Origin of the sequence: Vibrio sp. B4-6, from assembly GCF_963888245.1 — a bacterium.
Classification (GTDB): domain Bacteria; phylum Pseudomonadota; class Gammaproteobacteria; order Enterobacterales; family Vibrionaceae; genus Vibrio; species Vibrio anguillarum.
Map to the genome: position 1 here is coordinate 281,870 of NZ_CAWPIM010000011.1, position 22,923 is coordinate 304,792.

Consider the following 22,923-nt stretch of genomic DNA (forward strand, 5'->3'; position numbering starts at 1 on the left):
AGCCTCGCAGTAATGCGGGGCTTTGTTACATTTGGAAACGGTAAGTTTTCGTTACCAAAGAGAAAAGGGTTCGCCTCTTTCACTGTTCACCCTTCTCCGAGCAAATTCAACTATTGAAAATAGCAGTCAATATTCCACGATAATAAATAGCATTAGGATGTGTAAAAAACGTCACTTTAGCGCATTTTGACGTTTGATGAGTCATTACAATTTATGACCTATATCACGATTTAACCTGCCAAACCCCTTTAATGAACTTCTCGCCTTGTAGTGAGTAGTGATCTCTATTCATAAATTCATTTTTGTTATGCATTTTCATGTGATCTTTCTCAAGTTAAACTCGTCAAATAATAAATTACGGTTTTGACGTCAAGTTTAATCTATTGATTTTAAATGGTTTTGTTTTGATTGTATTTTAGAGGATTTGAACTGGATCACTTCGTTTAGCTAATTATTTTACGCTTAGAAATAACTCCTTGTATGGTGAATGCCTTAGGTCACAAGCCTTTATGCTTGTTGCTGTTTTGAGTCCTTTTAACAGGATATTGGGTTTTTATTTTAAAGGTAGGGTGAGTCAAATGTTGAAACCTAGTTTGATTGCTGTTTCGGTTATCGCCACATTATCAGGTTGCTCTTTGTTGCAATCACCAGAGCAGAAAGTAGTCGATGCGCTGGCGGAAAATTTGGATATTCATTACACCGTATTAACGAATCACGGGGCAGATGAAGGATTGGCATGTCAGGCTCTCGAAGCAGAATGGACATCGTGTAATAAAGTGAACATGACCTTGGTTAACCAAGGTGAAGCCGTGAATTCAAAGCAGTGGGCTATCTATTTCCACAGTATTCGACTGATTCTGGATGTTGAAAATGATCAATTCAAAATTACCCGTTTAACGGGTGATTTACATAAGCTTGAACCTACTGATAAATTTGATGGTTTTGCTGCGGGCGAAGAGGTTGTTTTGCCTCTGGTCGCTGAATATTGGCAGTTGTTTGAAACGGACTTTATGCCGCGTGCATTCGTTGCGGCGCCCAATACAGAGCCTAAACTTATTGTATCTCTCAACACAGAGGATACGTCGTCATTTGTGCGTGGGCTTGAGGGTGACAATATAAAACGCACCGCCAGCGATAATAATGTGTTTGCCACGGCCATCAGCCGATTTGAGAGAAATAGCGATGTATCACTGCAAGATGTATCAACGGCTCTGTTACCAACGCCTCTAAAAACAACGCTCGGTCAAGGTGTTGTTGACATTAATCGCGGCCTTAAGCTTGATGTGAAGGACTTTGCGACGGATCAGTTTTCAGCATTGCAGGCGCGTGCTAAAACGATTGGGCTGAAGCTTGATGGAGAGTTGGCGGTTGGTGTTGCGATTACACCGAGCGAATTTTCTGACCAGATGGCGACATCGGGTGCTTATGAGTTGGAGATTGCACCGAATGCTATCTCTATTCGTGCATTTGATGAGGCGGGAGCTTTCTACGCCGTTCAATCTATTTTGGGTTTAGTGGATAGCCAGAATGTCACAGCGCTGCCAGCGATCCGCATCGAAGATGCTCCACGTTTTGATTACCGTGGTGTGATGGTGGATGTCGCACGTAACTTCCATTCTAAGCAAGCGATTTTGACCACGTTAGATCAAATGGCTGCTTATAAGATGAATAAATTACATCTTCATTTGACCGATGATGAAGGTTGGCGTTTAGAAATTCCGGGCTTACCTGAATTGACCGACATTGGTGGGCAGCGCTGCTTTGATTTAGATGAGAAAAACTGCTTGCTGCCACAGCTTGGCTCCGGTCCAAATTCTGATAACTTTGGCTCAGGTTATTTTAGTCGAGCCGATTACATTGAAATCCTCAAGCACGCTAAAGCGCGCAATATTGAAGTGATTCCTGAAATTGATATGCCAGCCCATGCTCGCTCTGCGGTTGTTTCAATGGAGGCTCGTTTTGATCGTTTGAGCCAAGAGGGGAAAACCGAACAGGCTAGCCAGTATCGCTTGATGGATCCTCAAGACAGCTCCAATGTTACGACGGTTCAGTTTTATGATAAGCAGAGTTTTATTAACCCTTGTTTAGACTCGTCTAAACGTTTTGTGGATAAGGTGATCACTGAAGTGGCCTTGATGCACAGTGATGCGGGCATGCCTTTATCGACTTGGCATTTTGGTGGCGATGAGGCGAAAAACATCAAATTGGGCGCGGGTTTCCAAGATATTAATGCGACGGAAAAAGTCAGTTGGAAAGGTAACTTAGATCTTTCACAACAAGATAAACCATTTGCGAAATCGCCACAGTGCCAAGCATTAGTCAGCCAAGGAGTAGTAAGTGACTTTGCTCATTTACCGAGTTATTTTGCTGAGCAAGTGTCGGAAATTGTCGCCGATAAAGGGATTGAGAATTTCCAAGCATGGCAAGATGGCTTGAAATACAGCGAGGGAGAATCCTCTTTTGCCACGCGCAATACACGTGTGAACTTTTGGGATGTCCTCTATTGGGGCGGTACAAGCTCTGTTTATGAATGGGCAAAACAAGGTTACGACGTAATTGTTTCTAACCCTGATTATGTCTACATGGATATGCCTTATGAGGCGGATCCTAAAGAGCGCGGTTATTACTGGGCCACCCGTGCGACCGATACGCGCAAAATGTTTGGTTTTGCACCGGAAAATATGCCGCAAAACGCTGAAACTTCATTAGATCGTGATGGTAATGGTTTTGTCGGTAAAGGAGAGGTGACGTCGAAACCATTCTACGGCTTGTCAGCTCAATTGTGGTCAGAAACGGTTCGTAATGATGAGCAGTATGAGTATATGGTTTTCCCTCGAGTGTTAGCGGCTGCCGAGCGTGCTTGGCATAAAGCGGAGTGGGAAAACGACTACAAAGTAGGGGTTGAATACTCTCAGCAAACGAACTTAGTCAATAAGTCTGCACTGAATCAAGATTGGACTCGTTTTGCTAATATTGTTGGACAACGTGAGCTGGCGAAACTGGAAAAAGCTGGCATTGATTATCGCCTGCCAATTCCCGGAGCTAAGATTGAAGCGGGTACATTGTCGATGAATTCGTCATTCCCAGGCGTTGAGCTGCAATACTCATTAGATGGTCAACAATGGCTTACTTACTCGAGCATTGAACAACCGAAGGTGTCCGGTGAGGTCTGGATCCGTTCTATCTCTGCTTCAGGCGAGCGGGTCAGCCGAGTAACTAGCGTTAAATAACTCGTAGCCATATCAAGGCACTCAAATGAAAGCCTCCGCATCTGTCGGAGGCTTTATTACATAAAATCAATTACCTTCGTGGTGAGCAAACTCAAACACCTGACCTTGCTCGTTAAAAGCAAAAACCGAATAGGCTTCTTTCTTATCACCAGATTCCATACCTGGAGAGCCGATTGGCATGCCGGGCACGGCTAACCCTTTGGCATTTTTCGGTGGATTAGCGAGAAAGGCTTGAATGTCTGTGGCTGGAATGTGACCTTCGAAAACATAGCCGTCGATAACGGCTGTATGGCAAGAGGCGAGCTTGGGTGTAATGCCCAATTGTTGTTTTATCGCCGTCATATCTTCTTGCAATTGCTCGTTAACCTTAAATCCTGCTTGTTGCATGTGAGTGGACCACTCAGTACAGCAGCCACAATAAGGGGATTTGTAATTGGTCACCGTGGCGAATGCGGAGTAGCTCATAAGAGACAAGGTGCTAAGCATAGCGGCTGTGATCATTTTCATTTTTATCTAACCTCTAAGAGTGAAAAGGAGATTTAAATAGACGCAAGCGGTTAGCGTTGCTCACGACTGTGATTGAGGACAAAGCCATTGCCGCTCCTGCAACTACAGGGCTGAGTAAAAAGCCAAAAGCGGGATAAAGCACGCCAGCGGCAATGGGAATGCCGAAGGTGTTATAAATAAACGCGCCCAATAGGTTCTGCTTCATGTTTTTTACCGTCGCTTTAGAAAGAGCGATAGCATTGACTATGGCAAGCGGTGAGGAGTTGAGCAATGTCATTTGCGCACTCTCTATTGCGACATCACTACCACTGCCCATTGCGATACCAATATCGGCTTGCGCAAGGGCTGGCGCATCATTAATACCATCACCGACCATGGCGACGATTTGGCCTTTCTCTTGTAACTGTATGATTTTTTGTGCTTTTTGATCCGGAAGTACTTGAGCGATCACTTGCTGTATGCCTAGCTGTTTGGCTATTGCAGTGGCCACGCTTTGGTTATCTCCGGTTAGCATCACGGTACGAATGTTCATTTTGTTCAGTGTGCAGATAGCTTGTGCAGCGTTAGGTTTGATTGGATCAGCAATTGCGATGAGGCCTTTGAGTTCACCGTTAATGGCAACCGCGACTGGCGTCCAAGCTTGCTCTGCGTAGTGTTCAATGGTTGTTTGTGCTTGAGTAAGAGGAACGCCCAGCGATTCAAGGTGCGATAAAGAGGCAACGACGACGGAATCGCCTCCAATGTTTGCCATTAGTCCTTTGCCTCTTAGGTTGGTAAATTGCTCGACTGTGGCGCTGGTTGATACCAGCGGTTGCGCATAATGGCAGATAGCCTTGCCAAGAGGGTGTTCAGAGCGCAGTTCTAAAGCGTAAACAAGGGTTAACAATTTGCTATCTTCAATTCCCCACGTGACTAAGTTCTGAACGGTTGGCTTGCCTTGAGTGAGCGTACCTGTCTTATCAAATACTACAGTGGTGATTTTGCTTGCCGATTGCAATACATTGGCATCTCTGATCAAAATACCCATTTCAGCGGCTTTGCCAACTCCTACTGTAACCGAGAGTGGAGTAGCTAGACCCAAGGCACAAGGGCAGGCAATGATCAATACTGTTGTCGCAACCACTAGCATATAACTGGCCTTAGGTTCAGGGCCTACAAAGTACCAAATCAGAGCGGAAAACAGGGCAATCATAACCACTGTCGGTACAAAAATAGCGGATATCTGATCTGCCAGTTTGGCAATGGCTGGTTTACTGCTTTGCGCCTGACGCACCACTTGGATGATGCGCGAGAGCATGGTTTGCGCCCCTACGCCAGTGGCTTCGATGACTAAGCTGCCATCATGATTGATGGTGCCTGCCGCAATGGCATCGCCTGCCACTTTTAGGACGGGGATCGGCTCGCCAGTGAGCATGGATTCATCAACATAAGATTCTCCGCTGAGGACTTTGCCGTCTATCGGCACTTTTTCTCCCGGTTTTATGCGCAGTTGCATACCAAGTTGTACTAATTCAACCGCAATCTGTTGATCGCCTTGCGCCGTGATGCGTGTTGCTTGTTGTGGCTGTAAGTTAATTAAGGCTTGTAAGGATTGGGTTGTCTTCGCTTTGGCTTTCGCCTCAATATAGTGGCCCAGTGAAATCAAACCGATAATCATCGCGCTGGCTTCAAAGTAAACATGACGCGAGGCTATGGGAAACCAAGTTGGGTAAATCACTACCAACATTGAATAGGCCCAAGCCGATCCGGTTCCTAGGGCGACTAAGCTATCCATAGTGGCGCGCTTATGGGTTAACGCAAGCCAAGCATGGCTAAAAAAGTGGCGGCCAGCGGTGGCTAATAGAGCCAAACACACAATGCCGATACCGCCCCAGTATATTTGCTGTTGAGTGGTCACAATCATCATGTTGCCACCGAAAAGGCCCCAAAGCATTAACGGAATACCCATCATTAAACCGAGTAATGCATTGGTTTTATGCTGCTTTTGTAAATCACGTGATTGCTGTTTTTGTTTTTGTTGTTGTTGGACTGGGTCATCGACTCGCTCTGCACGGTAGCCTGCATGAGTAATGGCATTGAGTAATTGTAGTTCAAGGTCAGCGATATCTGCTTGCGAGAGCACTAAGGCGCTTTGTTCAGCTAAATTGATTTGCGCTTTTTGTACGCCGTTAACGCTTAGAAGTGCTTTTTCCACCGAAGAGACACAGCTTGCGCAAGTCATTCCTTGGATCAGTAAGTGGGTACTAACCAAACCCGCTGTTGATACTTCAGTCTCTTGTGCGAGTGGCTGTGTATCGCTAACCAAGGTTGTGGGTTGCGACGAGGGCAGAGGATCGCTGTTTGTGCTGAGCAAGGCTTGATAGCCTAAGGATTCGATAGCGGCGATGAGTTCATTTAAAGAGGCCGAAGTGCTCAGCTCGATGAATGTGGGTGACAGCTGGTGGATTTGTACCTCAAATTCTTGCTTGAGATACTGCTCAAGTTTCTTCGCGCAACCCATGCATTTCAGCCCTGATAAAGGCAATTGAAAGCGTTTCATTGAAAAATTCCCCGTAAACCAACTCAATAGCTAGAAGCATAAACCTTACCTTTAGGGCAAGGTCAAGTTCCACTAAAGGAAAGTTAAGCGAATTTTAAGCGTTATTCTTGAGTGCAGAAAAACGAAAGGCAATCGAGGATTGTAGATTTAGCCGTCAGTGGTAAAATGTCGCCACTTTTTATCCTGGTACTTGCAGTGGACATGTTCTCCGCTGTCTTTTTATCCCTAAGGAAATCAAATGACGGTTAAAACTCGTTTTGCTCCTAGCCCGACAGGCTATCTTCACGTTGGTGGTGCGCGTACTGCACTTTACTCTTGGCTTTATGCAAAAAGCCAAGGTGGTGAGTTTGTTTTGCGTATTGAAGACACCGACCTAGAGCGCTCGACGCAAGAAGCCGTAGACGCGATTCTTGAAGGTATGACTTGGCTAGGTTTGAATTGGGATGAAGGCCCATATTTCCAAACTAAACATTTTGATCGTTATAATGAAGTTGTCGATAAGCTGCTTGCTGAAGATAAAGCCTACAAATGTTACGCCTCTAAAGAGCTGTTAGATGAAGTTCGTGCCGAGCAAGAAGCGAACAAAGAGATGCCGCGCTACGATGCTGATCACCCAAAAATCAAAGCGGTTAACGACGCCGCAAAAGAAGGGGATCCGTGTGTTATCCGTTTCCGTAATCCTAAAGAAGGCAGCGTAATTTTTGACGACCAGATCCGCGGTCGTATCGAAATCTCCAACAGCCAGATGGATGATCTGATCATTCGCCGTACCGATGGCTCACCCACCTATAACTTCTGTGTGGTGGTGGATGACTGGGATATGGGGATTACTCATGTCGTTCGTGGCGAAGATCACATCAACAACACACCTCGTCAAATCAACATTTACGAAGCGTTAGGTGCTCCTGTACCTGTGTTTGCGCACTGCGCAATGATCTTAGGTGACGACGGCGCGAAGCTATCTAAACGTCATGGTGCTGTTTCTGTGATGCAGTATCGCGATGAAGGTTATCTGCCTGAAGCACTGAATAACTATTTAGTTCGTCTAGGTTGGTCTCATGGCGACCAAGAAATTTTCTCGCGTGAAGAGATGATTCAGTTCTTCAGTTTAAATGCTATTAGCAAATCGGCATCTGCATTTAATACTGATAAGTTGTTGTGGCTGAACAATCACTACATTAAAACATCAGAGCCTGAATATGTTGCAAAACACCTTGAATGGCACTTTGAGCAACAAGGCATAAGTAAAGACAACGGCCCAGCATTAGCTGAGATCGTTAAACTGGTTGGTGAACGCTGCAATACCTTGGTTGAACTTGCTGCTCAATCTCGTTACTTCTTTGAAGATTTTGCTGAGTTTGATGCTGATGCGGCGAAAAAACACTTGCGCGGTGTGGCGAAAGAGCCGCTAGCACTTGCTTTAAGCAAATTAGAAGCATTGAGTGACTGGACAACGGAAAACCTGCACGCTGTCATCGCTCAAGTGTGTGAAGAGCTTGAAATCGGTATGGGTAAAATAGGCATGCCGCTGCGCGTTGCTGTCACTGGCGGTGGTCAATCGCCATCGGTTGATGCTGTTATGCAACTGATCGGCAAAGAGCGTGTCATTGCTCGTATCAATATGGCATTGGCCTTTATTGTTGAGCGTGAAGCGAACGCTCAATAAGTCAATCATACGAACAACGCTTTGAACCGCAGCTTATGCTGCGGTTTTTCTTTATATCGGCTTTGTTAAATCCTTTGGTGTAGAGCACTGACAATATTTCACAAAACGATGACAGAGAATAAACTAATGCGCTATTTAAGCTTTCTTTAGATACAGTATAGTGGTTCCGAGTTATGCAGGTATGTGTGTAGGCGAAAAGTAAACCGTTTTTGGGTACCGCAACCGCATTATGATAACGATAAATAGGAAAGGAAAAAGTATGAAAAAGTTAGCAGCAGCAGTTTCAATGGCGCTTGTTTTTGCATCTTCTGCCGCAATGGCTGAAGTATACGTAGGTGCTAAAGTTGGTAAATCTTGGCTTGATGACGCTTGTCGTGCTGGAGATGTGTGTGAAGATGAATCTTCTACCGTCGGTGCTTACCTTGGTTACCAAGCGTTTAATTGGCTTTCATTAGAGGCAGGTTACGATTACTTGGGCAAATTTAGTGGTGCGGGGCTGAATGATGAAAAAGTAACGGCCATTACACTCGCACCGAAAGTCAGCCTTCCTTTGACTGATGCCATTGCCTTATATGCTAAAGTCGGCGGTGCTTATGTTGATTATGGCAATAAAGATGATTACTCATATTTAGGTGCCGCTGGTATTGAGTTCAACACCGATAATAACGTCACTTTACGCTTGGAATATCAAAGCCTCACCGATATTAATAACGATCTTGTCCGAGCGGCAGGTAACTCGGCTACCTTAGGTGTTTCGTATAAATTTGGTGGAAGTAAAGCAGAACCTGCGCCAGTCATCGTGCAAGAGGTGTTTGTTGAAGAAGTTGTACAGCCAGTGGTTGAGCCAGTCGTTATTCCCCAAGAACCTGAAACGGTTGTTAAGCATGTGCCATTTCAACGTTTGGACAGCAGTAGCTTTGCCCATAACAGTACTAAGCTAACAGCAGAGAGTACTAACCAGCTCGATAAACTAGTGAAATATTTGCAAGCTTACCCACAAGCCGATGCTGAAATTATTGGTCATACTGACTCAACTGGCGCTGCGGCTTACAACCAGAAACTATCAGAAAAACGCGCACAAGTTGTTGCTGATGTTGTGATTGCTAAAGGTGTGGATGCGAACCGTCTTACCGTAAAAGGTGAAGGGGAAAATAGCCCAATCGCATCGAATGATACAGTCGAAGGTCGAAAGCAAAACCGTCGTGTTGATATCGTTATTCCAAGCTTTGATTATGAAGTGAAATAATAACGCTTAAGTATTAGAAAATAGAGAAAGCCCGTGAAAAACGCGGGCTTTCTTCTTGTAAAACAATGGATTTGAGCCTCTAACCGCTCCGGTATCACGCCACGTTATTTCAAATCAATACTATTCAATCGGCCCATGTAGATAAGAATATCCAAGTCTTCTTTATAAGCCTCTAATAGCGCCTTTTTCGTCTTGGTATAAGCGGCAAGCTTGCCATGCTTGTTGATCGAACAAACGACGCTTTGAAATATACAGTTACCTTTTTCATCATAGTGTCTCCAAGCCGCGATATAACAAGGATCCCGAGCTTCCGGGTTATCGAGCGTTGGTCTGGGTTTGTATATGATTTTAGGTTCTAAACTGTGTGGTAGACGAGTCATCAAATAGGGATCTTTGAGCAGACGACGCCAATGTTTGCCCCACATCTCTGAACCTAATTCATTACGCAGCTTTATCGCCTTTTTAAGCCCCTTTTTCTCACCAATACGTATGTAGCCGACAGAACGGTGCAACACCGTATCGTCCGGCGTATGGATATGAATTTTATAGGCGGTCTTTGCTTTAGAGATAAAGCGGTGACCAGTATTCGTGATTAGATTACTCTTTTTCATGATCTTATCTATCGATAAATCTGTTAATACTAATTCTAGATTATTTGACGTAGAACTTACAGTAATCACTGTATATGAATAGTAGTGGCTCAAATCAATATTAGGTCAATTTTTCGTCAGAAAAAAAAGCCTCAATACCGGTTGGGTGTTGAGGCTTTATCAAAATGGCGCTCCCGACAGGAGTCGAACCTGTGGCCTGCCCCTTAGGAGGGGGCCGCTCTATCCTACTGAGCTACGGGAGCAAGGTGAGCTAGTTTACTCAATAATTTTGTGAAGTTAACTAGTTAAAACGAAAATTAAAGCTGTTTGTGCATAACATCGCCAATTTGTATGCTAGAGGCGAGATTTTCTTGATCAACACTCAGCTCCGCTTCGTTTTCATAGACGCGAGTAACCGTAAGGGTAATATCACTTTGAGTCACTTTATTTCGTGGTAGTCCTTTCTGATCAATGAATGAACCTGTATGCCACAGCTGCAATTTGTCACCGGTTTTAACGCCATGCACACGTCCTAGATCCATCGTGATGATGTTACCATATTTAGCAACCACTTCGGGGAGTGTTATTTTACATGAAAGTTCGGATTCAAGATCAAGCATGATATTTCGGCTGACGCGCAGCATCATGCTGCCAAAGGTTGAAGCCCAAAAACGAGCACTGCGCGTATCTATCTGACTGGTTTTGGCGAAGGGCCATTTAGCGACTTCTCTATAATGTCTAGTCATGACTTCTTGGCCTGTTTTGCCATCAAACACTTGGATTTGCATAGCAAATTGACGGTTAATCACATCATCGGCGAGTAATTTTTGCTCTATCGTGGCAGTTAAATCGGTGATGGTTCCCCCCAAAATGTACTGTGCCCCCGTGTCCTCTGCAATCATGGTTAAGCGTTCTGGGTGCTGTTTTTCAATTGCATAATCTGTGGTGCCAACCGACACAAAACTGCGAGATTCTTGATCGAGTTGGCGGTTGAGTACCTGTGCAAAATCATCTCCCACACTGTAAATTTGCCCCATAACCGCCTGTTGTGGCGATGCAAGATCAATGTTGCCCACTAAAAACGTTTTCTTATATTGGCTAACGTGGCAACCTGTTGCCGAAGGATAAATATCAATTCGAGCTTTAACATACATCACTCCCCGACGTGTTTTATTCTCTTCAACTAACACATAGCGTACTTCATGGTTAGTAAACTGGTACTCTTTACGGTCTGATTCCAGCAGTGGTCGCAAGTTACTGATACTACCGATGTCTGCCCCGGCAAAGTTTACCGCCTTATAGATGGCATCTTCCAATGCATTGAGGCGAGCGACTTCCTCTGAGGAAACAATGGCTGACGATCCGGTCACTTCATACCAAGCAGCATTAACGGCTTGAGAAAAGGTAATCGCACAACATATTGAAAATAAAGCAGAAATATTTTTTTTCATTGTTATTTACCAGTTGGGTATAAATTTTGCTTTTAAAATCTTAGCTGATGTAGGCGGTGCGTTTTGAAAGTGTAACAAGTTTTGAAAAGCAAAGAGTGTTCCAAGTTTTTGAATCTGAAGTTTGGAATCAAGATTGCCTCAGTATATCTGGAGATAAGAGAATGAAAAAATGGCTTTCGATAGTGCCAGCAGTTTTGTTAACTGCTTGTGCCTACGCCCCGATTTATAACGGTAAAGAGCCATACAATGGTTCACAGTTTATGCTAATGGAGAGCCCACGTCACACGTTGGACTTCTTTGTTGAAAGCATGACAGAAGATTTGATGGTGTCCAATACTAGTGTTTCTGCTCGCACTCCTATTGCTGTAACATCGTTCGTGGACCTGCAAAGTATGGACGCGACTAACTGGTTGGGTAACTCGGTTTCTGAAGGATTTATCCATCAGTTTCAGCGTCGAGGATTTAAAGTGGTTGATTTCAAAACCACAGGCTCGATTCAGGTAACGCAGCAAGGTGATTTTGCTTTCAGTCGTGACTGGAAAGACCTCGCTCAAGAGCAAGAAATCCAATACATACTGACAGGGACAATGCTTCGTCAAGAAGGCGGTGTATTAGTCAATGCTCGTGTTGTGGGAATGCAGTCTCGTGTTGTGGTTGCTACCGCACAAGGCTTCTTGCCTGCCGATCGTATTGGTCGTGATCTTGATACGCTCAACAGTATCCGTACACAAGATGGTGTGTTAATTCGCTCTGACCCTACGATTAAGCAGCCGTATACTGTTATCTTGCGTCCATAGGAGAAACCAATGAAAAAATGGCTATTACTTCTAGTGACTATCATGATGGTGGGTTGCCAGCCATTGCAAACCATGCGCGCTGATGAATGGTTGACGGCGGTAGGTTATGCCAATATCAGTGAGCAAACTGGGCGCAGTGTGGATGAAAAGCAAGTCCGTGCAATGCGTGCCTCTAAAATCGATGCTTATCGCGAACTGGCAGAGCAAGTCTATGGAATGCGAGTGAGTGGTCGTGCTGAACTACAAGATCAGCGATTGGGCACAGAGCTGACGTCGGGAGCGGTTGATGGTGTTATCCGCGGAGCAGAAGTGGTCCGCAGTTATAAGGTGGGTGACAGTTATGTCACTGAGTTACGTCTCGATATCCGTAAGATGGATAAACTGCGTGACTACGGAGAAGTTCAGCAAGTACCAGAAAAACGTCAACAAACACTCTTCTAAATCTTCCTTTTCTCCAGATCGAAAAAGCGGCAAAGTTTGCCGCTTTTCTGTTTAATTCGTTTCAGCTTAAAAGTTTAGTAACTCAGCTGCATGTTGATTACGCTTTAATATTGGTCCCTAAAGTGGACACAGTGTGGGTTTGCCCACCAGCGTTATACGTCATGCCAATTTTTCCGTGGCTTTGCTGCATCAAATTATTGAGTTTATTAAAACTGAGTTGTGCACGTTGTAGCGCTTCACCATTAACAAGGTTTGCTTGCTGGCAATCGTGAACAATGGAACGAATCTGATCAACGATTTGCGACAGGAGTACATCTTCAGCCAGGCTCACGACATGGGGATGTTTCGCAATTCGGAGGTCAGTTTGTTGAAGTTGTCCAACTAAGGTCATCTTTTGTTTGGCAATAGCTTCGATTTCACTTGATGAACGGCTCGTAATTGCTAACTTTTCTTGTTCAAGTAGCGAAGAGAGTTCTAGTGCATTTTTCAATTGGAAATCGACTAAGTCTTTTAATACAGCCATTGTATGTTGCCTTAATTAGTCAAAAGTAGGGCTAGTTAAAACCACCCAACTCTTTTTCAAATTTAATCATATTATCAGCCAACTTTTCTGGGTCGACTCTATATGAGCCATTGGCTATCGCATCTTTAATTGCAGCGACTTTGGCACTATCAAAACTTGGCTGAGATACCATTTGGTTGTGCATTTCACCAATGGCCTTACCTTGGGTACTAAGTGATACCGCATCTTGATTTTGGGGTGAACGAGTGACCGAGCCGGATGTCGATGGAGATGCATTCGATTCAGTACGAGCATTACTACGATTTGTCGTCGTTAATGTTTGCCCCGAACGTATGTTATCAATACCTGCCATATGTGAGCCTTATTAATAATAATGGAAACCTGTACAGTCAATATCGACGGTGCTTGTGATTACTTTAGCTTTTTTTTCTGTTTCACTTTCTTAACAACGTAAACACATTTAGAATGTGTAATGAAAGCGTTAAAATTGAACCGTGACTTCGCCAATACCGGTTACTTGTGCATCTATTATACGGTTTGATTTATCATTTTTCACTTTTATCTGCTCACCAAAAATACCATCACTTAAAGCGGTTCCTTTGGTTGTGATGATCATTCCCTGCTTGACTGCTTGAATAATAACGTTTTCATTACGACATACGACGCATATATCATCTTGCTCAACTACATCGCCAATACGCATGTTTTTTTTCACTTTAGCTCCGACGATACGATTTATATCGGAAAAACCTTGTCGTCTGAAGCGGTGTAAGTCTACCATTGTAATCAAGACATCTTGCTGCGTAATTTGCTGCCCACGAGAAATGGGTACGGCAACGGTGACAAGTGGCAGTGAAATGGTCAGTCTTACAGGAACATAAATTTTCCAGTTATCTTCAATGCATTCAACCAGAACTGTGATATTACTTGCAGAACCATTACTGGATGAGGAAGAGGTCGATAACGGTGTGGGGCAGTCGGTGGCATAAATTCGGTCATCAACATTTGCCGCTTTTACGTTTAACTCCCCGCTGGGAGGCCACTCAATAGTTTCTAAAACATGTTGTTCCGCAGCTTGTTGAATGGCTTCAACTTGCGGCAAAGTGGCAGAATGAAGAGAAAAATTAAAGAAAAACAATAAAAAGCCGATAGAGAGATAAAAATTTCTATAGAAAGCTCTACACTTAGTTATGGAAAGTAGATGTAAACATATTTTTGTATGCATCATTCTGTTTCTCTGGTTTCTTCATAGCCTGTAGTAGACTACCACTTTTTTGCATAAAAGTTTGAGATGGAGATGAGCTTATGACGGGTATTCTTGATTCTGTGAATCAGCGTACGCAACTCGTTGGTCAAAACCGATTAGAACTCTTAACGTTTCGTCTAATGGGACGGCAACGTTATGGTATCAACGTATTTAAAGTTAAAGAGGTACTCCAGTGCCCGAAGTTAACTTTGATGCCCAATTTACATCGCCTAGTCAAAGGTGTTGCTCATATTCGTGGTCAAACCGTTTCTGTCATTGATTTGAGTTTGGCCGTGGGCGGACGTCCCACCGCGGACCTTGATAAGTGTTTTGTGGTCATTGCTGAATTCAACCGATCTATCCAAGCTTTCTTGGTCAGCTCGGTGGATCGAATTGTAAACATGCACTGGGAAGCCATTCTTCCTCCACCTGATGGCTCAGGCAAAGATAACTACTTAACCGCAGTCACCAATATTGATAACGAATTGGTAGAAATTCTCGATGTAGAGAAAATTTTGGCAGAGATTTCTCCGGTTAATGAGACAATGGATTCATCGATTGGTGAATCTATCGCCCAAGTAGAAACAGAAAAAGAGATCATCCGTCGAATTTTAATTGCCGATGACTCAACCGTTGCGCGTAAACAGGTTCAAAGAGCAGTAGAATCGATAGGTTTTGAAGTCGTTGCTGTTAAAGATGGTAAAGAGGCGTATGAAAAATTGATCGAGATGGCAGCAGAAGGGCCAATTTACAATCAAATATCTTTAGTGATCTCTGATATTGAAATGCCTGAAATGGACGGCTATACATTAACAGCAGAGATACGTAGAAATTCAGATTTGAAAGATCTATACGTTATTCTTCACTCTTCACTGAGCGGCGTTTTTAACCAAGCCATGGTTGAGCGAGTGGGTGCAAACTCATTCATTGCTAAATTCAACCCTGATGAGCTTGGGAATGCGGTGAAAGCTGCACTAGTTAACTAAAGAGAAATTAATGACTGCTATAACTATAAGCGATCAAGAATATCGCGATTTCAGCCGTTTTTTGGAATCTCAGTGCGGGATTGTACTTGGAGATAGCAAACAGTACTTAGTGAGAAGTCGCTTAAGTCCACTGGTTGCTAAATTCAAGTTAACCTCTCTTTCTGACTTGTTACGTGATGTGGTTACGGGGCGAAACCGTGAGCTACGAGTTGCAGCGGTCGATGCCATGACCACCAACGAAACACTGTGGTTCCGTGATGCTTACCCATTCACCGTTTTAGCGGAACGTCTATTACCCGAGGTCGCTGCAAATAAACGCCCTATAAAAATTTGGTCAGCGGCAAGCTCTTCAGGTCAAGAGCCTTACTCAATGGCGATGACGGTGCTCGAAACTCAACAGCGCAAGCCGGGTATGTTACCGAGCGTAGCCATCACCGCGACGGATATTTCTGCCAGCATGCTGGATATGTGTAAAGCGGGGATTTATGACAATTTAGCACTTGGCAGAGGGTTATCGCCGGAGCGTCGCAAAATCTTTTTTGAGGATGCTGGTGATGGCCGAATGAAAATCAAAGATAACGTTAAGCGTTTAGTTAACTTCCGTCCTCAGAACTTAATGGAGAGCTATGCCTTATTGGGTAAATTCGATATTATTTTCTGTCGTAATGTTTTGATTTATTTCTCACCTGATATGAAGTCGAAAGTATTAAATCAAATGGCTAGTAGCTTAAACCCCGGTGGCTATCTATTGCTCGGCGCATCGGAGTCACTGACAGGATTGACCGATAAGTTTGAAATGGTTCGTTGTAACCCTGGCATCATTTATAAACTCAAATAGCCACATTCTTACGTTGAGTTACTTGCTTACGTTTAGTTACTTGCCCAGCTTTTGCTGGGCTTTTTCTTTCCCCTAATATCGTTTTGATTGGTGAGATTTACTGAAGTTGTGGGCGACAAGTGGATAAAGCGGCGTATATTTTGCTTACATTTCGACGGATTCTTATTTAGATAAAATTGTTGTAAACACGGTTCGTTTTTTTAAGTTGGTACGTTAATTGCTTTTAATATGAGTAGTAACAGTCAGTTTTTAGTGTAGAGGCAAACATGGCTATTTCTTTTGACAACGCATTAGGTATTCACCAACACACGGTTGGTGTGCGTGAGCGCAATGCTGAGGTGATTTCCACCAATATTGCACAGGCGAACACACCGGGCTTTAAAGCAAAAGGAATGGACTTTCAAAAAGCATTGCAGGCGGCAAGTTCAGGGGCAAGCATTGGTCTTAGCCGTACGGATGGTCGGCATATATCTGCCTCCACGAAAGTAACTGGCGAGAGTCTCTATCGAATTCCGACTCAACCTGATACGGGTGATGGCAACACGGTTGACGTAGATTTAGAGCGTAACTTGTTTATGCAAAACCAGATCAGACACCAAGCCTCACTGGACTTCTTAGGAAGTAAATTCAAGAACTTAACGAAAGCAATCAAAGGGGAATAAGTAGATGAGCTTATTTAATGTGTTCAATGTGACTGGTTCTGCAATGAGTGCTGAATCTGTTCGTCTAAATACGACCTCAAGTAACTTAGCCAATGCGGATAGTGTGAGTAGTTCGGCGAAAGATACTTACAAAGCGCGTCACGCGGTGTTTGGTGCAGAGTTAAGTAAAGCGCGTTATAACCGTGATCATAATGTACCTGTAAAAGTATTAGGTATTGTTGAAAGCGATAAACCGCTTAACGCAGAATATAACCCAGATCACCCACTTGCCAACGATGAAGGCTATATTTACAAGCCTAATGTCAATGTGATGGAAGAGATGGCTAACATGATTTCGGCTTCTCGTTCGTATCAAACGAACGTGCAGGTGGCTGATGCAAGTAAACAAATGCTGCTGCGTACGCTGCAGATGGGTCAATAGGATAAGGAGGTAGCGTATGGCCGGAATAAATAACATTGGTCAAAGCGGCTTGTCTTATATTGACCAGCTGAAAAGTCTTCAAGACCAAAAGAAAACAGAAGAGACAACGGGGAAGCAAGATCTTAAACAAGAAGACTTCCTATCGTTACTCACCAAACAACTGGCTCAGCAAGATCCTTTTAAACCGGTCAGTAATGACCAGATGATCGCCCAAATGGCGTCATTTGCCACAGTTGATGGTATCGGCAAAATGAACACTCAGTTTGAGAGTCTCAACTCGTCGATGACATCCAACCAAGCTCTACAGGCTTCATCACTGGTTGGCCGTGATGTCTTAGTCCCGGGAGCGGCAGGGATCAAAAAAGAGGGTGCTGGGATGGCTGCGATGGTCAAACTTCCTCAAAGTTTAGAGAACTTGTTTGTCCGAATAGAGAATGAAGCTGGACAATTGGTTCGTACCTTTGATGTCGGGGCTAAATCAGCCGGTGATAATCGCGTTGAATGGGACGGTAACGATCAAAACGGTAATCCATTGCCGGGCGGCAAATACCAAGTGAAAGCTTCGGGTTTGCTCGATGGAGAAAGCAAGGAGTTTGCGGTATCGACTTACGCAAACGTCAATAGCGTTCTGCTGGGTAAAGGTGATGGTAACGTACTGCTCAATCTGGCTGGATTTACATCGCCAGTTAAACTTGCTGAAGTACTAGAAGTTGGCAAAGCGTAACTCTTTATAGAGTAGATATGCTAGCTAGATAGGAGATTTTGGAATGTCGTATATATCATTAAGCGGTTTATCCGCAGCTCAGTTAGATCTGAACACCACCAGTAACAACATTGCTAACGCGAATACCTTTGGTTTTAAAGAGTCGCGTGCTGAGTTTGGTGATGTTTACTCAACCTCATTGTTTACCAACTCCAAAACCACTCCTGGTCAAGGTGTTCAGGCGAACAAAGTGGCACAACAATTCCACGAAGGTTCCAGTATTTATACTAATAACCCGATGGACTTGCGCGTTGCGGGAACGGGGTTCTTTGCGGTTGCGAAAGATAAGCTGACGCCTCAACAAAATGAGTTGACCAGAAATGGTGCTTTCCACCTCGATAAAAATGATTACATGGTAACGTCAAATGACGAGTTTTTGCTTGGCTATGATGTTAACCCTGATACTGGTGATGTTCTTTCGTATGAGCCAAAACCTATCAATATTCCTGCTCAGTTTGGTAAACCTAAACAGACAGCCAATGTTGAACTTGGCGCGAACTTGCCAGCTAATGGTAAGTTAAAAGACCCAACCTTATTTGATATTACTGATCCTGAGACGTACAACCGTACCACCTCATCTACGATCTACGATTCGATGGGTCAGCCTTATAAGTTGACATCCTATTACCTCAAAGATCAGACGCAAGCTAACACATGGCAAACCTATTACACCGTGACGGATAAAACTGGTGAAAAACCAATCAATGTAGTTGGTGGTGATGCTACTACGCCGACGGGTCATATTGGGCATACCATGAAGTTTAATAATGATGGTACGCTAGCCAGCATGAATAATGGTCAGCAAATTGTAACCGAGCCTTTAGGTTTGGGGGCAAACCCAGTTGAACTCAACGGTGCTGATGCCAACCAAACATTGTCGTTCAGTCTCGATTCGGCTACGCAATTTGCCGCTCCATTTGAGTTGACTAAATTTGTACAAGATGGCGCAACCACGGGCTTTTTGACGAAGATCGATTTCGATGAAAATGGCAGTGTGCTAGCCACTTACTCAAATGGTCAAAATACCATTCTAGGACGTGTGGGGCTTGTCCGCGTAGCCAATGAACAAGGCTTAGATAAAAAAGGCGGTACGCAGTGGGATTCGACTCAATTCTCCGGTGATAAAATTTGGGGTGAATCAAACAAAGGCTCATTTGGTACCATCAGCAATGGTGTTATTGAACAATCCAACATTGATATGACTCAAGAGCTGGTGGATCTTATCTCTGCTCAGCGTAACTTCCAAGCGAACTCGCGTGCGCTTGAAGTTCACAACCAGCTACAACAAAACATACTGCAGATCCGTTAATTCTTTTAACGTCATCCAATGGCAATACCAAGTTAGCGGCAATGTTAGCTTGGTATTGTTGCCATCTGTTCGCGGCAATCTTCGTTATATCCTCCCTATTTTTTGTGCAATTACATTTAACTTATTGATTTTTAATTTAAATATAAGTTGGCACGTCAATTGCTTTTAATGATCGAACGATGATTATTGGAGCAGATTATGGATCGCGCACTGTTTCTCGCCATGAGTGGCGCAAAGCAAAACATGCAAGCCATGCAATTAAGAGCGAACAATTTAGCAAACGTCAGTACCACGGGGTTCCGTGCTGATTTAGCGCAAGCTCGCTCAATGCAAGCTTATGGCGAAGGGTTACCGAGCCGCGTGTTTAGCATGACAGAACGTCCGGGACATAATTTTGCGCAAGGCAGTGTCATTACCACAGGGCGCGATCTCGATATCACCATTCAAGGTGACGGTTGGATTTCCATGATGGATAAAACCGGCAAAGAGGGGTTAACCCGCAGTGGCAACCTAAGCATTGACCAAAATGGCATGCTCATAAATGGTAGCGGCCATCTAGTGCTAGATGGAACGGGCGCGCCAATCACTCTACCTATTCCATTGAGTAAAGTAGAAATCGGTAATGACGGTACTATTTCCGTTCGTCCGCAAGGCGCTCCAGCCGATGCGATGGAAGTGGTAGGCCGAATTAAACTGGTTCGACCCAATAATCAATCCCTATACAAAGATACGAATGGTTTATTCCGTGCTAAAGATCCTAATGCAGCATTCGAAGCAGATGCTAGCGTAAAGCTATTAAAAGGTGCGCTGGAAGGCAGTAATGTCAATGCGGTGGGTGAGATGACTAGCTTGATTGAGCTACAACGTCAATTTGAAATGCAAGTCAAAATGATGAGCACCGCAGAAGAGATGGACAAATCATCCGATTCATTGCTTCGTATGAGCTGATAAGCGTTAAAGGAGATTACTATGCAACCTGCATTATGGGTAAGTAAAACCGGGCTTGATGCCCAACAAACCAATATTGCCACTATCTCAAACAACCTAGCGAACGCCTCGACTATTGGTTTTAAAAAGGGTCGTGCGGTATTTGAAGATCTGTTTTATCAAAATATTAATCAACCGGGCGGTCAATCTTCGCAAAATACCAAACTGCCAAGCGGTTTGATGCTTGGTGCGGGTTCTAAAGTCGTGGCAACACAAAAAGTGCATACCCACGGCAACGTACAAACCACGACCAATAGCCTCGATATGATGATTGAAGGTGACGGCTTTTTCCAAATCCTGATGCCAGATGGCAATATCGCTTATAGCCGAAATGGTCAATTTACCCTCAACGACGAAGGGGCGATTGTGACGTCCGGTGCTGGATATAATTTAGAGCCGGAAATTGTTATTCCACCTGATGCAATCTCTATTACTGTCGGTAATGATGGTGAAGTGTCAGTTAGGCTTCGTGGCCAGCAAAATAACCAAGTGGTTGGACAAATTACCACGGTTGATTTTATCAACCCAGGCGGTCTAGAGCCGATTGGTCAAAACTTGTATCTACCGACCGGTGCTAGTGGTGATCCACAAGAAGGGGTGCCAGGGCTTGACGGCCTCGGTGATGTTCGTCAATCCATGCTTGAAACCTCTAACGTGAACGTCACAGAAGAGTTGGTCAACATGATTGAAGCGCAACGCGTTTACGAAATGAACTCAAAAGTCATCTCAGCAGTCGATAAGATGATGAGTTTTGTGAACCAACAACTCTAATCATTAACTAAGAGAATGCTGCGATGAAACGTCTATTGAGTCTTGTATTGGTTACTGCTTTGTCTGGTTGCTCGTTAATGCCGCCACCGGTCGATACTCCTGAAGTGGTTCAAGGTACAACCGTGGTGGACGCGGTTGAAGGGGATAAGTCTGCAGAAGAAGGTTCTGGTTTACTGGACTCAATGCGTAAGCGTTCCGATCCCGTAGCCGGTGATCCTGCTTGGGCCCCCATTCACCCAAAACAGAAACCGGAACATTATGCCGCGGAAACTGGTTCACTGTTTAATTTGGCACAAATGAACAGTCTTTATGATGATTCAAAACCGCGTGGCATTGGCGATATTATTACCGTCAATCTTGATGAAAGTACTAAAGCGGCCAAGAGTGCTGATGCGGATCTATCCAAATCCAATGATGCGTCTATGGATCCACTCGCTGTCGGCGGTAAAGATCTCACTGTGGGTGATTACAATTTCTCTTATGCGTTGAAAAATGACAACAAGTTCAATGGCAGTTCTGCAGCCAACCAAAGTAACAGTATTTCTGGTTCGATCACGGTTGAAGTGATTGAAGTACTCGCCAACGGCAACTTAGTCATCCGTGGTGAAAAATGGCTCACACTGAACACTGGCGATGAATACATTCGCTTAAGCGGTACCATTCGTCCCGATGATATCGACTTTGACAACACCATTGCTTCTACTCGTATTTCTAATGCACGCATCCAATATTCAGGCACAGGCACCAATCAAGATATGCAAGAACCTGGATTCTTGGCACGATTCTTTAATGTCTCTCTGTAACGCCGGAGTTCTGGCGTAAAGAAACGTAGAAATTAAGGTACTAGACCATGAAAAAATTCACCCTGCTTGTTTTAAGTCTGTTGCTCATCGCAACCCATGCACAAGCGGCCCGTATCAAAGATGTCTCTCAAGTTGCGGGCGTGCGGAGTAACCAATTAGTGGGTTATGGTCTAGTCACTGGGCTACCGGGAACGGGTGAATCGACACCGTTCACCGACCAAAGTTTTAACGCCATGTTGCAAAATTTCGGCATTCAATTGCCGCCGGGCACTAAACCGAAAACAAAGAACGTTGCCGCCGTGATTGTCACGGCCGAATTACCGGCGTTTTCCAAGCAAGGTCAAAGTGTCGATGTCACCGTTTCTTCTATCGGCTCTGCTAAAAGTTTACGTGGCGGCACTCTAATGCAAACCTTCCTTAAGGGGTTGGATGGTCAAATTTACGCCGTGGCCCAAGGTAATTTAGTGGTCAGTGGTTTTAGTGCCACCGGTGCTGATGGTTCTAAAATTGTCGGCAATAACCCAACGGTTGGCCTGATTTCAGGCGGCGCTATGGTGGAACGCGAAGTACCAACACCTTTTAGCCGTGGCGATTTTATTACCTTCAATTTGCTTGAATCTGACTTCACCACAGCGCAACGTATGGCAGATGCAGTGAATAACTTCTTAGGCCCAGAGATGGCGACCGCGGTTGATGCAACGTCAGTACGTATCCGTGCACCGCGAGATGTAGGGCAGCGCGTCGCGTTTCTTTCTGCAATCGAAAATGTTGAGTTTGATCCAGCGGATGGCTCAGCCAAAATTATCGTTAATTCACGAACGGGAACTATTGTTGTCGGCCAGCATGTGCGCTTAAAACCTGCTGCGGTGACGCACGGTGGTATGACTGTTGCCATTAAAGAGAATTTGAATGTCAGTCAGCCCAATGCGTTAGCGGGTGGTCAGACAGCTGTGGTGCCTAATAGCCAAATAGAAGTGTCTGAAGCACAAGGTAAAATGTTTAAATTTGAACCGGGTTTGACCTTGGATGATTTAGTGCGCGCGGTCAACGAAGTGGGAGCAGCTCCTTCAGATTTGATGGCGATTTTGCAAGCATTGAAACAAGCTGGCGCGATTGAAGGCCAACTGATCATTATCTAGGAGAGGAA

Annotated in this window: 22 protein-coding genes and 1 tRNA gene; 15 read left to right on the top strand and 8 right to left on the bottom strand. The window is 44.4% G+C overall.

Translation table 11 applies throughout. From position 1 onward, the window contains the following. The first annotated feature begins 578 nt into the window (after positions 1–578). Positions 579–3,230 (top strand): beta-N-acetylhexosaminidase, encoded by a 2,652-nt coding sequence (locus AACV20_RS04185; RefSeq protein ID WP_170906931.1) that lies wholly within the window; start codon positions 579–581, stop codon positions 3,228–3,230. A gap of 66 nt (positions 3,231–3,296) precedes the next feature. Here the strand turns inward: AACV20_RS04185 and AACV20_RS04190 are convergent, their stop codons facing one another. Together AACV20_RS04190 and AACV20_RS04195 are read right to left on the bottom strand one after the other, a co-directional pair. Beyond that, positions 3,297–3,737 (bottom strand): DUF411 domain-containing protein, encoded by a 441-nt coding sequence (locus AACV20_RS04190; protein ID WP_170906932.1) that lies wholly within the window; start codon positions 3,735–3,737, stop codon positions 3,297–3,299. Positions 3,738–3,750: 13 nt separating this feature from the next. Further along, on the bottom strand, positions 3,751–6,276 hold the full coding sequence (locus AACV20_RS04195; protein ID WP_170906933.1) for a heavy metal translocating P-type ATPase: 2,526 nt from the start codon (positions 6,274–6,276) through the stop codon (positions 3,751–3,753). A 238-nt stretch (positions 6,277–6,514) separates the two neighbouring features. Between AACV20_RS04195 and gltX the strand changes: the two genes are divergently transcribed. Together gltX and AACV20_RS04205 are read left to right on the top strand one after the other, a co-directional pair. Further along, entirely contained in the window at positions 6,515–7,942 is a 1,428-nt protein-coding gene (gene gltX, locus AACV20_RS04200) for a glutamate--tRNA ligase (protein WP_017047302.1), read from the top strand. Positions 7,943–8,201: 259 nt separating this feature from the next. Next, positions 8,202–9,188, top strand: a complete 987-nt coding sequence (locus tag AACV20_RS04205) for an OmpA family protein (protein WP_170898768.1) — start codon at positions 8,202–8,204, stop codon at positions 9,186–9,188. Between the two features lie 104 nt (positions 9,189–9,292). Here AACV20_RS04205 and AACV20_RS04210 read toward each other — a convergent pair whose 3' ends face one another. The 3 genes from AACV20_RS04210 to AACV20_RS04220 form a co-directional block, all read right to left on the bottom strand. Continuing rightward, entirely contained in the window at positions 9,293–9,799 is a 507-nt protein-coding gene (locus AACV20_RS04210) for a Fe3+-citrate ABC transporter substrate-binding protein (RefSeq protein ID WP_026027396.1), read from the bottom strand. Between the two features lie 165 nt (positions 9,800–9,964). Then, a tRNA-Arg gene (locus AACV20_RS04215) sits at positions 9,965–10,041 on the bottom strand. Positions 10,042–10,095: 54 nt separating this feature from the next. Then, on the bottom strand, positions 10,096–11,229 hold the full coding sequence (locus AACV20_RS04220; protein ID WP_170906934.1) for a flagellar assembly protein FlgT: 1,134 nt from the start codon (positions 11,227–11,229) through the stop codon (positions 10,096–10,098). Positions 11,230–11,390: 161 nt separating this feature from the next. Here AACV20_RS04220 and AACV20_RS04225 point away from each other — a divergent pair, with 161 nt between their 5' ends. Next, positions 11,391–12,026: a FlgO family outer membrane protein gene (locus tag AACV20_RS04225; RefSeq protein ID WP_013856244.1), complete on the top strand. Its 636-nt coding sequence runs from the start codon at positions 11,391–11,393 to the stop codon at positions 12,024–12,026. Positions 12,027–12,035: 9 nt separating this feature from the next. Further along, a complete protein-coding gene (flgP, locus tag AACV20_RS04230; RefSeq protein ID WP_017043110.1) occupies positions 12,036–12,467 on the top strand; it encodes a flagellar assembly lipoprotein FlgP in 432 nt (143 codons plus the stop codon). A 97-nt stretch (positions 12,468–12,564) separates the two neighbouring features. Here the strand turns inward: flgP and AACV20_RS04235 are convergent, their stop codons facing one another. The 3 genes from AACV20_RS04235 to flgA form a co-directional block, all read right to left on the bottom strand. Beyond that, positions 12,565–12,990 (bottom strand): flagella synthesis protein FlgN, encoded by a 426-nt coding sequence (locus tag AACV20_RS04235; protein WP_013856246.1) that lies wholly within the window; start codon positions 12,988–12,990, stop codon positions 12,565–12,567. Between the two features lie 31 nt (positions 12,991–13,021). Next, a complete protein-coding gene (flgM, locus tag AACV20_RS04240; RefSeq protein ID WP_013856247.1) occupies positions 13,022–13,342 on the bottom strand; it encodes a flagellar biosynthesis anti-sigma factor FlgM in 321 nt (106 codons plus the stop codon). A 129-nt stretch (positions 13,343–13,471) separates the two neighbouring features. Continuing rightward, positions 13,472–14,218: a flagellar basal body P-ring formation chaperone FlgA gene (flgA, locus tag AACV20_RS04245; protein WP_081245274.1), complete on the bottom strand. Its 747-nt coding sequence runs from the start codon at positions 14,216–14,218 to the stop codon at positions 13,472–13,474. A gap of 77 nt (positions 14,219–14,295) precedes the next feature. On the opposite strand from flgA, the gene AACV20_RS04250 reads away from it, so the two are divergent. From AACV20_RS04250 to AACV20_RS04295, 10 genes are all read left to right on the top strand, one after another. Then, on the top strand, positions 14,296–15,222 hold the full coding sequence (locus AACV20_RS04250) for a chemotaxis protein CheV (protein WP_013856249.1): 927 nt from the start codon (positions 14,296–14,298) through the stop codon (positions 15,220–15,222). Positions 15,223–15,232: 10 nt separating this feature from the next. After that, a complete protein-coding gene (locus AACV20_RS04255; protein WP_013856250.1) occupies positions 15,233–16,060 on the top strand; it encodes a protein-glutamate O-methyltransferase in 828 nt (275 codons plus the stop codon). A gap of 266 nt (positions 16,061–16,326) precedes the next feature. After that, positions 16,327–16,722 (top strand): flagellar basal body rod protein FlgB, encoded by a 396-nt coding sequence (gene flgB / locus AACV20_RS04260; protein ID WP_013856251.1) that lies wholly within the window; start codon positions 16,327–16,329, stop codon positions 16,720–16,722. 4 nt (positions 16,723–16,726) lie between these two features. Next, positions 16,727–17,143 (top strand): flagellar basal body rod protein FlgC, encoded by a 417-nt coding sequence (gene flgC, locus AACV20_RS04265; RefSeq protein WP_010319383.1) that lies wholly within the window; start codon positions 16,727–16,729, stop codon positions 17,141–17,143. A 16-nt stretch (positions 17,144–17,159) separates the two neighbouring features. After that, on the top strand, positions 17,160–17,867 hold the full coding sequence (gene flgD, locus AACV20_RS04270; RefSeq protein ID WP_013856252.1) for a flagellar hook assembly protein FlgD: 708 nt from the start codon (positions 17,160–17,162) through the stop codon (positions 17,865–17,867). A gap of 43 nt (positions 17,868–17,910) precedes the next feature. Continuing rightward, a complete protein-coding gene (flgE, locus tag AACV20_RS04275; RefSeq protein WP_026027395.1) occupies positions 17,911–19,215 on the top strand; it encodes a flagellar hook protein FlgE in 1,305 nt (434 codons plus the stop codon). 198 nt (positions 19,216–19,413) lie between these two features. Continuing rightward, positions 19,414–20,163: a flagellar basal-body rod protein FlgF gene (gene flgF / locus AACV20_RS04280; protein ID WP_026027903.1), complete on the top strand. Its 750-nt coding sequence runs from the start codon at positions 19,414–19,416 to the stop codon at positions 20,161–20,163. 21 nt (positions 20,164–20,184) lie between these two features. Then, positions 20,185–20,973: a flagellar basal-body rod protein FlgG gene (gene flgG, locus AACV20_RS04285; RefSeq protein WP_010319379.1), complete on the top strand. Its 789-nt coding sequence runs from the start codon at positions 20,185–20,187 to the stop codon at positions 20,971–20,973. 23 nt (positions 20,974–20,996) lie between these two features. Beyond that, the gene (gene flgH / locus AACV20_RS04290; RefSeq protein ID WP_017045947.1) at positions 20,997–21,776 is read left to right on the top strand and encodes a flagellar basal body L-ring protein FlgH; all 780 of its coding nucleotides are present in this window, start codon (positions 20,997–20,999) and stop codon (positions 21,774–21,776) included. A 47-nt stretch (positions 21,777–21,823) separates the two neighbouring features. After that, positions 21,824–22,915 (top strand): flagellar basal body P-ring protein FlgI, encoded by a 1,092-nt coding sequence (locus tag AACV20_RS04295; protein ID WP_013856256.1) that lies wholly within the window; start codon positions 21,824–21,826, stop codon positions 22,913–22,915. Positions 22,916–22,923: the final 8 nt, after the last annotated feature.

Excerpts from the sequence above, each read along its gene's own strand:
- AACV20_RS04185 (WP_170906931.1), top strand. The coding sequence starts at position 579 with ATGTTGAAACCTAGTTTGATTGCTGTTTCGGTTATCGCCACATTATCA.
- AACV20_RS04190 (WP_170906932.1), bottom strand. The coding sequence starts at position 3,737 with ATGAAAATGATCACAGCCGCTATGCTTAGCACCTTGTCTCTTATGAGC.
- AACV20_RS04195 (WP_170906933.1), bottom strand. The coding sequence starts at position 6,276 with ATGAAACGCTTTCAATTGCCTTTATCAGGGCTGAAATGCATGGGTTGC.
- gltX (WP_017047302.1), top strand. The coding sequence starts at position 6,515 with ATGACGGTTAAAACTCGTTTTGCTCCTAGCCCGACAGGCTATCTTCAC.
- AACV20_RS04205 (WP_170898768.1), top strand. The coding sequence starts at position 8,202 with ATGAAAAAGTTAGCAGCAGCAGTTTCAATGGCGCTTGTTTTTGCATCT.
- AACV20_RS04210 (WP_026027396.1), bottom strand. The coding sequence starts at position 9,799 with ATGAAAAAGAGTAATCTAATCACGAATACTGGTCACCGCTTTATCTCT.
- AACV20_RS04220 (WP_170906934.1), bottom strand. The coding sequence starts at position 11,229 with ATGAAAAAAAATATTTCTGCTTTATTTTCAATATGTTGTGCGATTACC.
- AACV20_RS04225 (WP_013856244.1), top strand. The coding sequence starts at position 11,391 with ATGAAAAAATGGCTTTCGATAGTGCCAGCAGTTTTGTTAACTGCTTGT.
- flgP (WP_017043110.1), top strand. The coding sequence starts at position 12,036 with ATGAAAAAATGGCTATTACTTCTAGTGACTATCATGATGGTGGGTTGC.
- AACV20_RS04235 (WP_013856246.1), bottom strand. The coding sequence starts at position 12,990 with ATGGCTGTATTAAAAGACTTAGTCGATTTCCAATTGAAAAATGCACTA.
- flgM (WP_013856247.1), bottom strand. The coding sequence starts at position 13,342 with ATGGCAGGTATTGATAACATACGTTCGGGGCAAACATTAACGACGACA.
- flgA (WP_081245274.1), bottom strand. The coding sequence starts at position 14,218 with ATGATGCATACAAAAATATGTTTACATCTACTTTCCATAACTAAGTGT.
- AACV20_RS04250 (WP_013856249.1), top strand. The coding sequence starts at position 14,296 with ATGACGGGTATTCTTGATTCTGTGAATCAGCGTACGCAACTCGTTGGT.
- AACV20_RS04255 (WP_013856250.1), top strand. The coding sequence starts at position 15,233 with ATGACTGCTATAACTATAAGCGATCAAGAATATCGCGATTTCAGCCGT.
- flgB (WP_013856251.1), top strand. The coding sequence starts at position 16,327 with ATGGCTATTTCTTTTGACAACGCATTAGGTATTCACCAACACACGGTT.
- flgC (WP_010319383.1), top strand. The coding sequence starts at position 16,727 with ATGAGCTTATTTAATGTGTTCAATGTGACTGGTTCTGCAATGAGTGCT.
- flgD (WP_013856252.1), top strand. The coding sequence starts at position 17,160 with ATGGCCGGAATAAATAACATTGGTCAAAGCGGCTTGTCTTATATTGAC.
- flgE (WP_026027395.1), top strand. The coding sequence starts at position 17,911 with ATGTCGTATATATCATTAAGCGGTTTATCCGCAGCTCAGTTAGATCTG.
- flgF (WP_026027903.1), top strand. The coding sequence starts at position 19,414 with ATGGATCGCGCACTGTTTCTCGCCATGAGTGGCGCAAAGCAAAACATG.
- flgG (WP_010319379.1), top strand. The coding sequence starts at position 20,185 with ATGCAACCTGCATTATGGGTAAGTAAAACCGGGCTTGATGCCCAACAA.
- flgH (WP_017045947.1), top strand. The coding sequence starts at position 20,997 with ATGAAACGTCTATTGAGTCTTGTATTGGTTACTGCTTTGTCTGGTTGC.
- AACV20_RS04295 (WP_013856256.1), top strand. The coding sequence starts at position 21,824 with ATGAAAAAATTCACCCTGCTTGTTTTAAGTCTGTTGCTCATCGCAACC.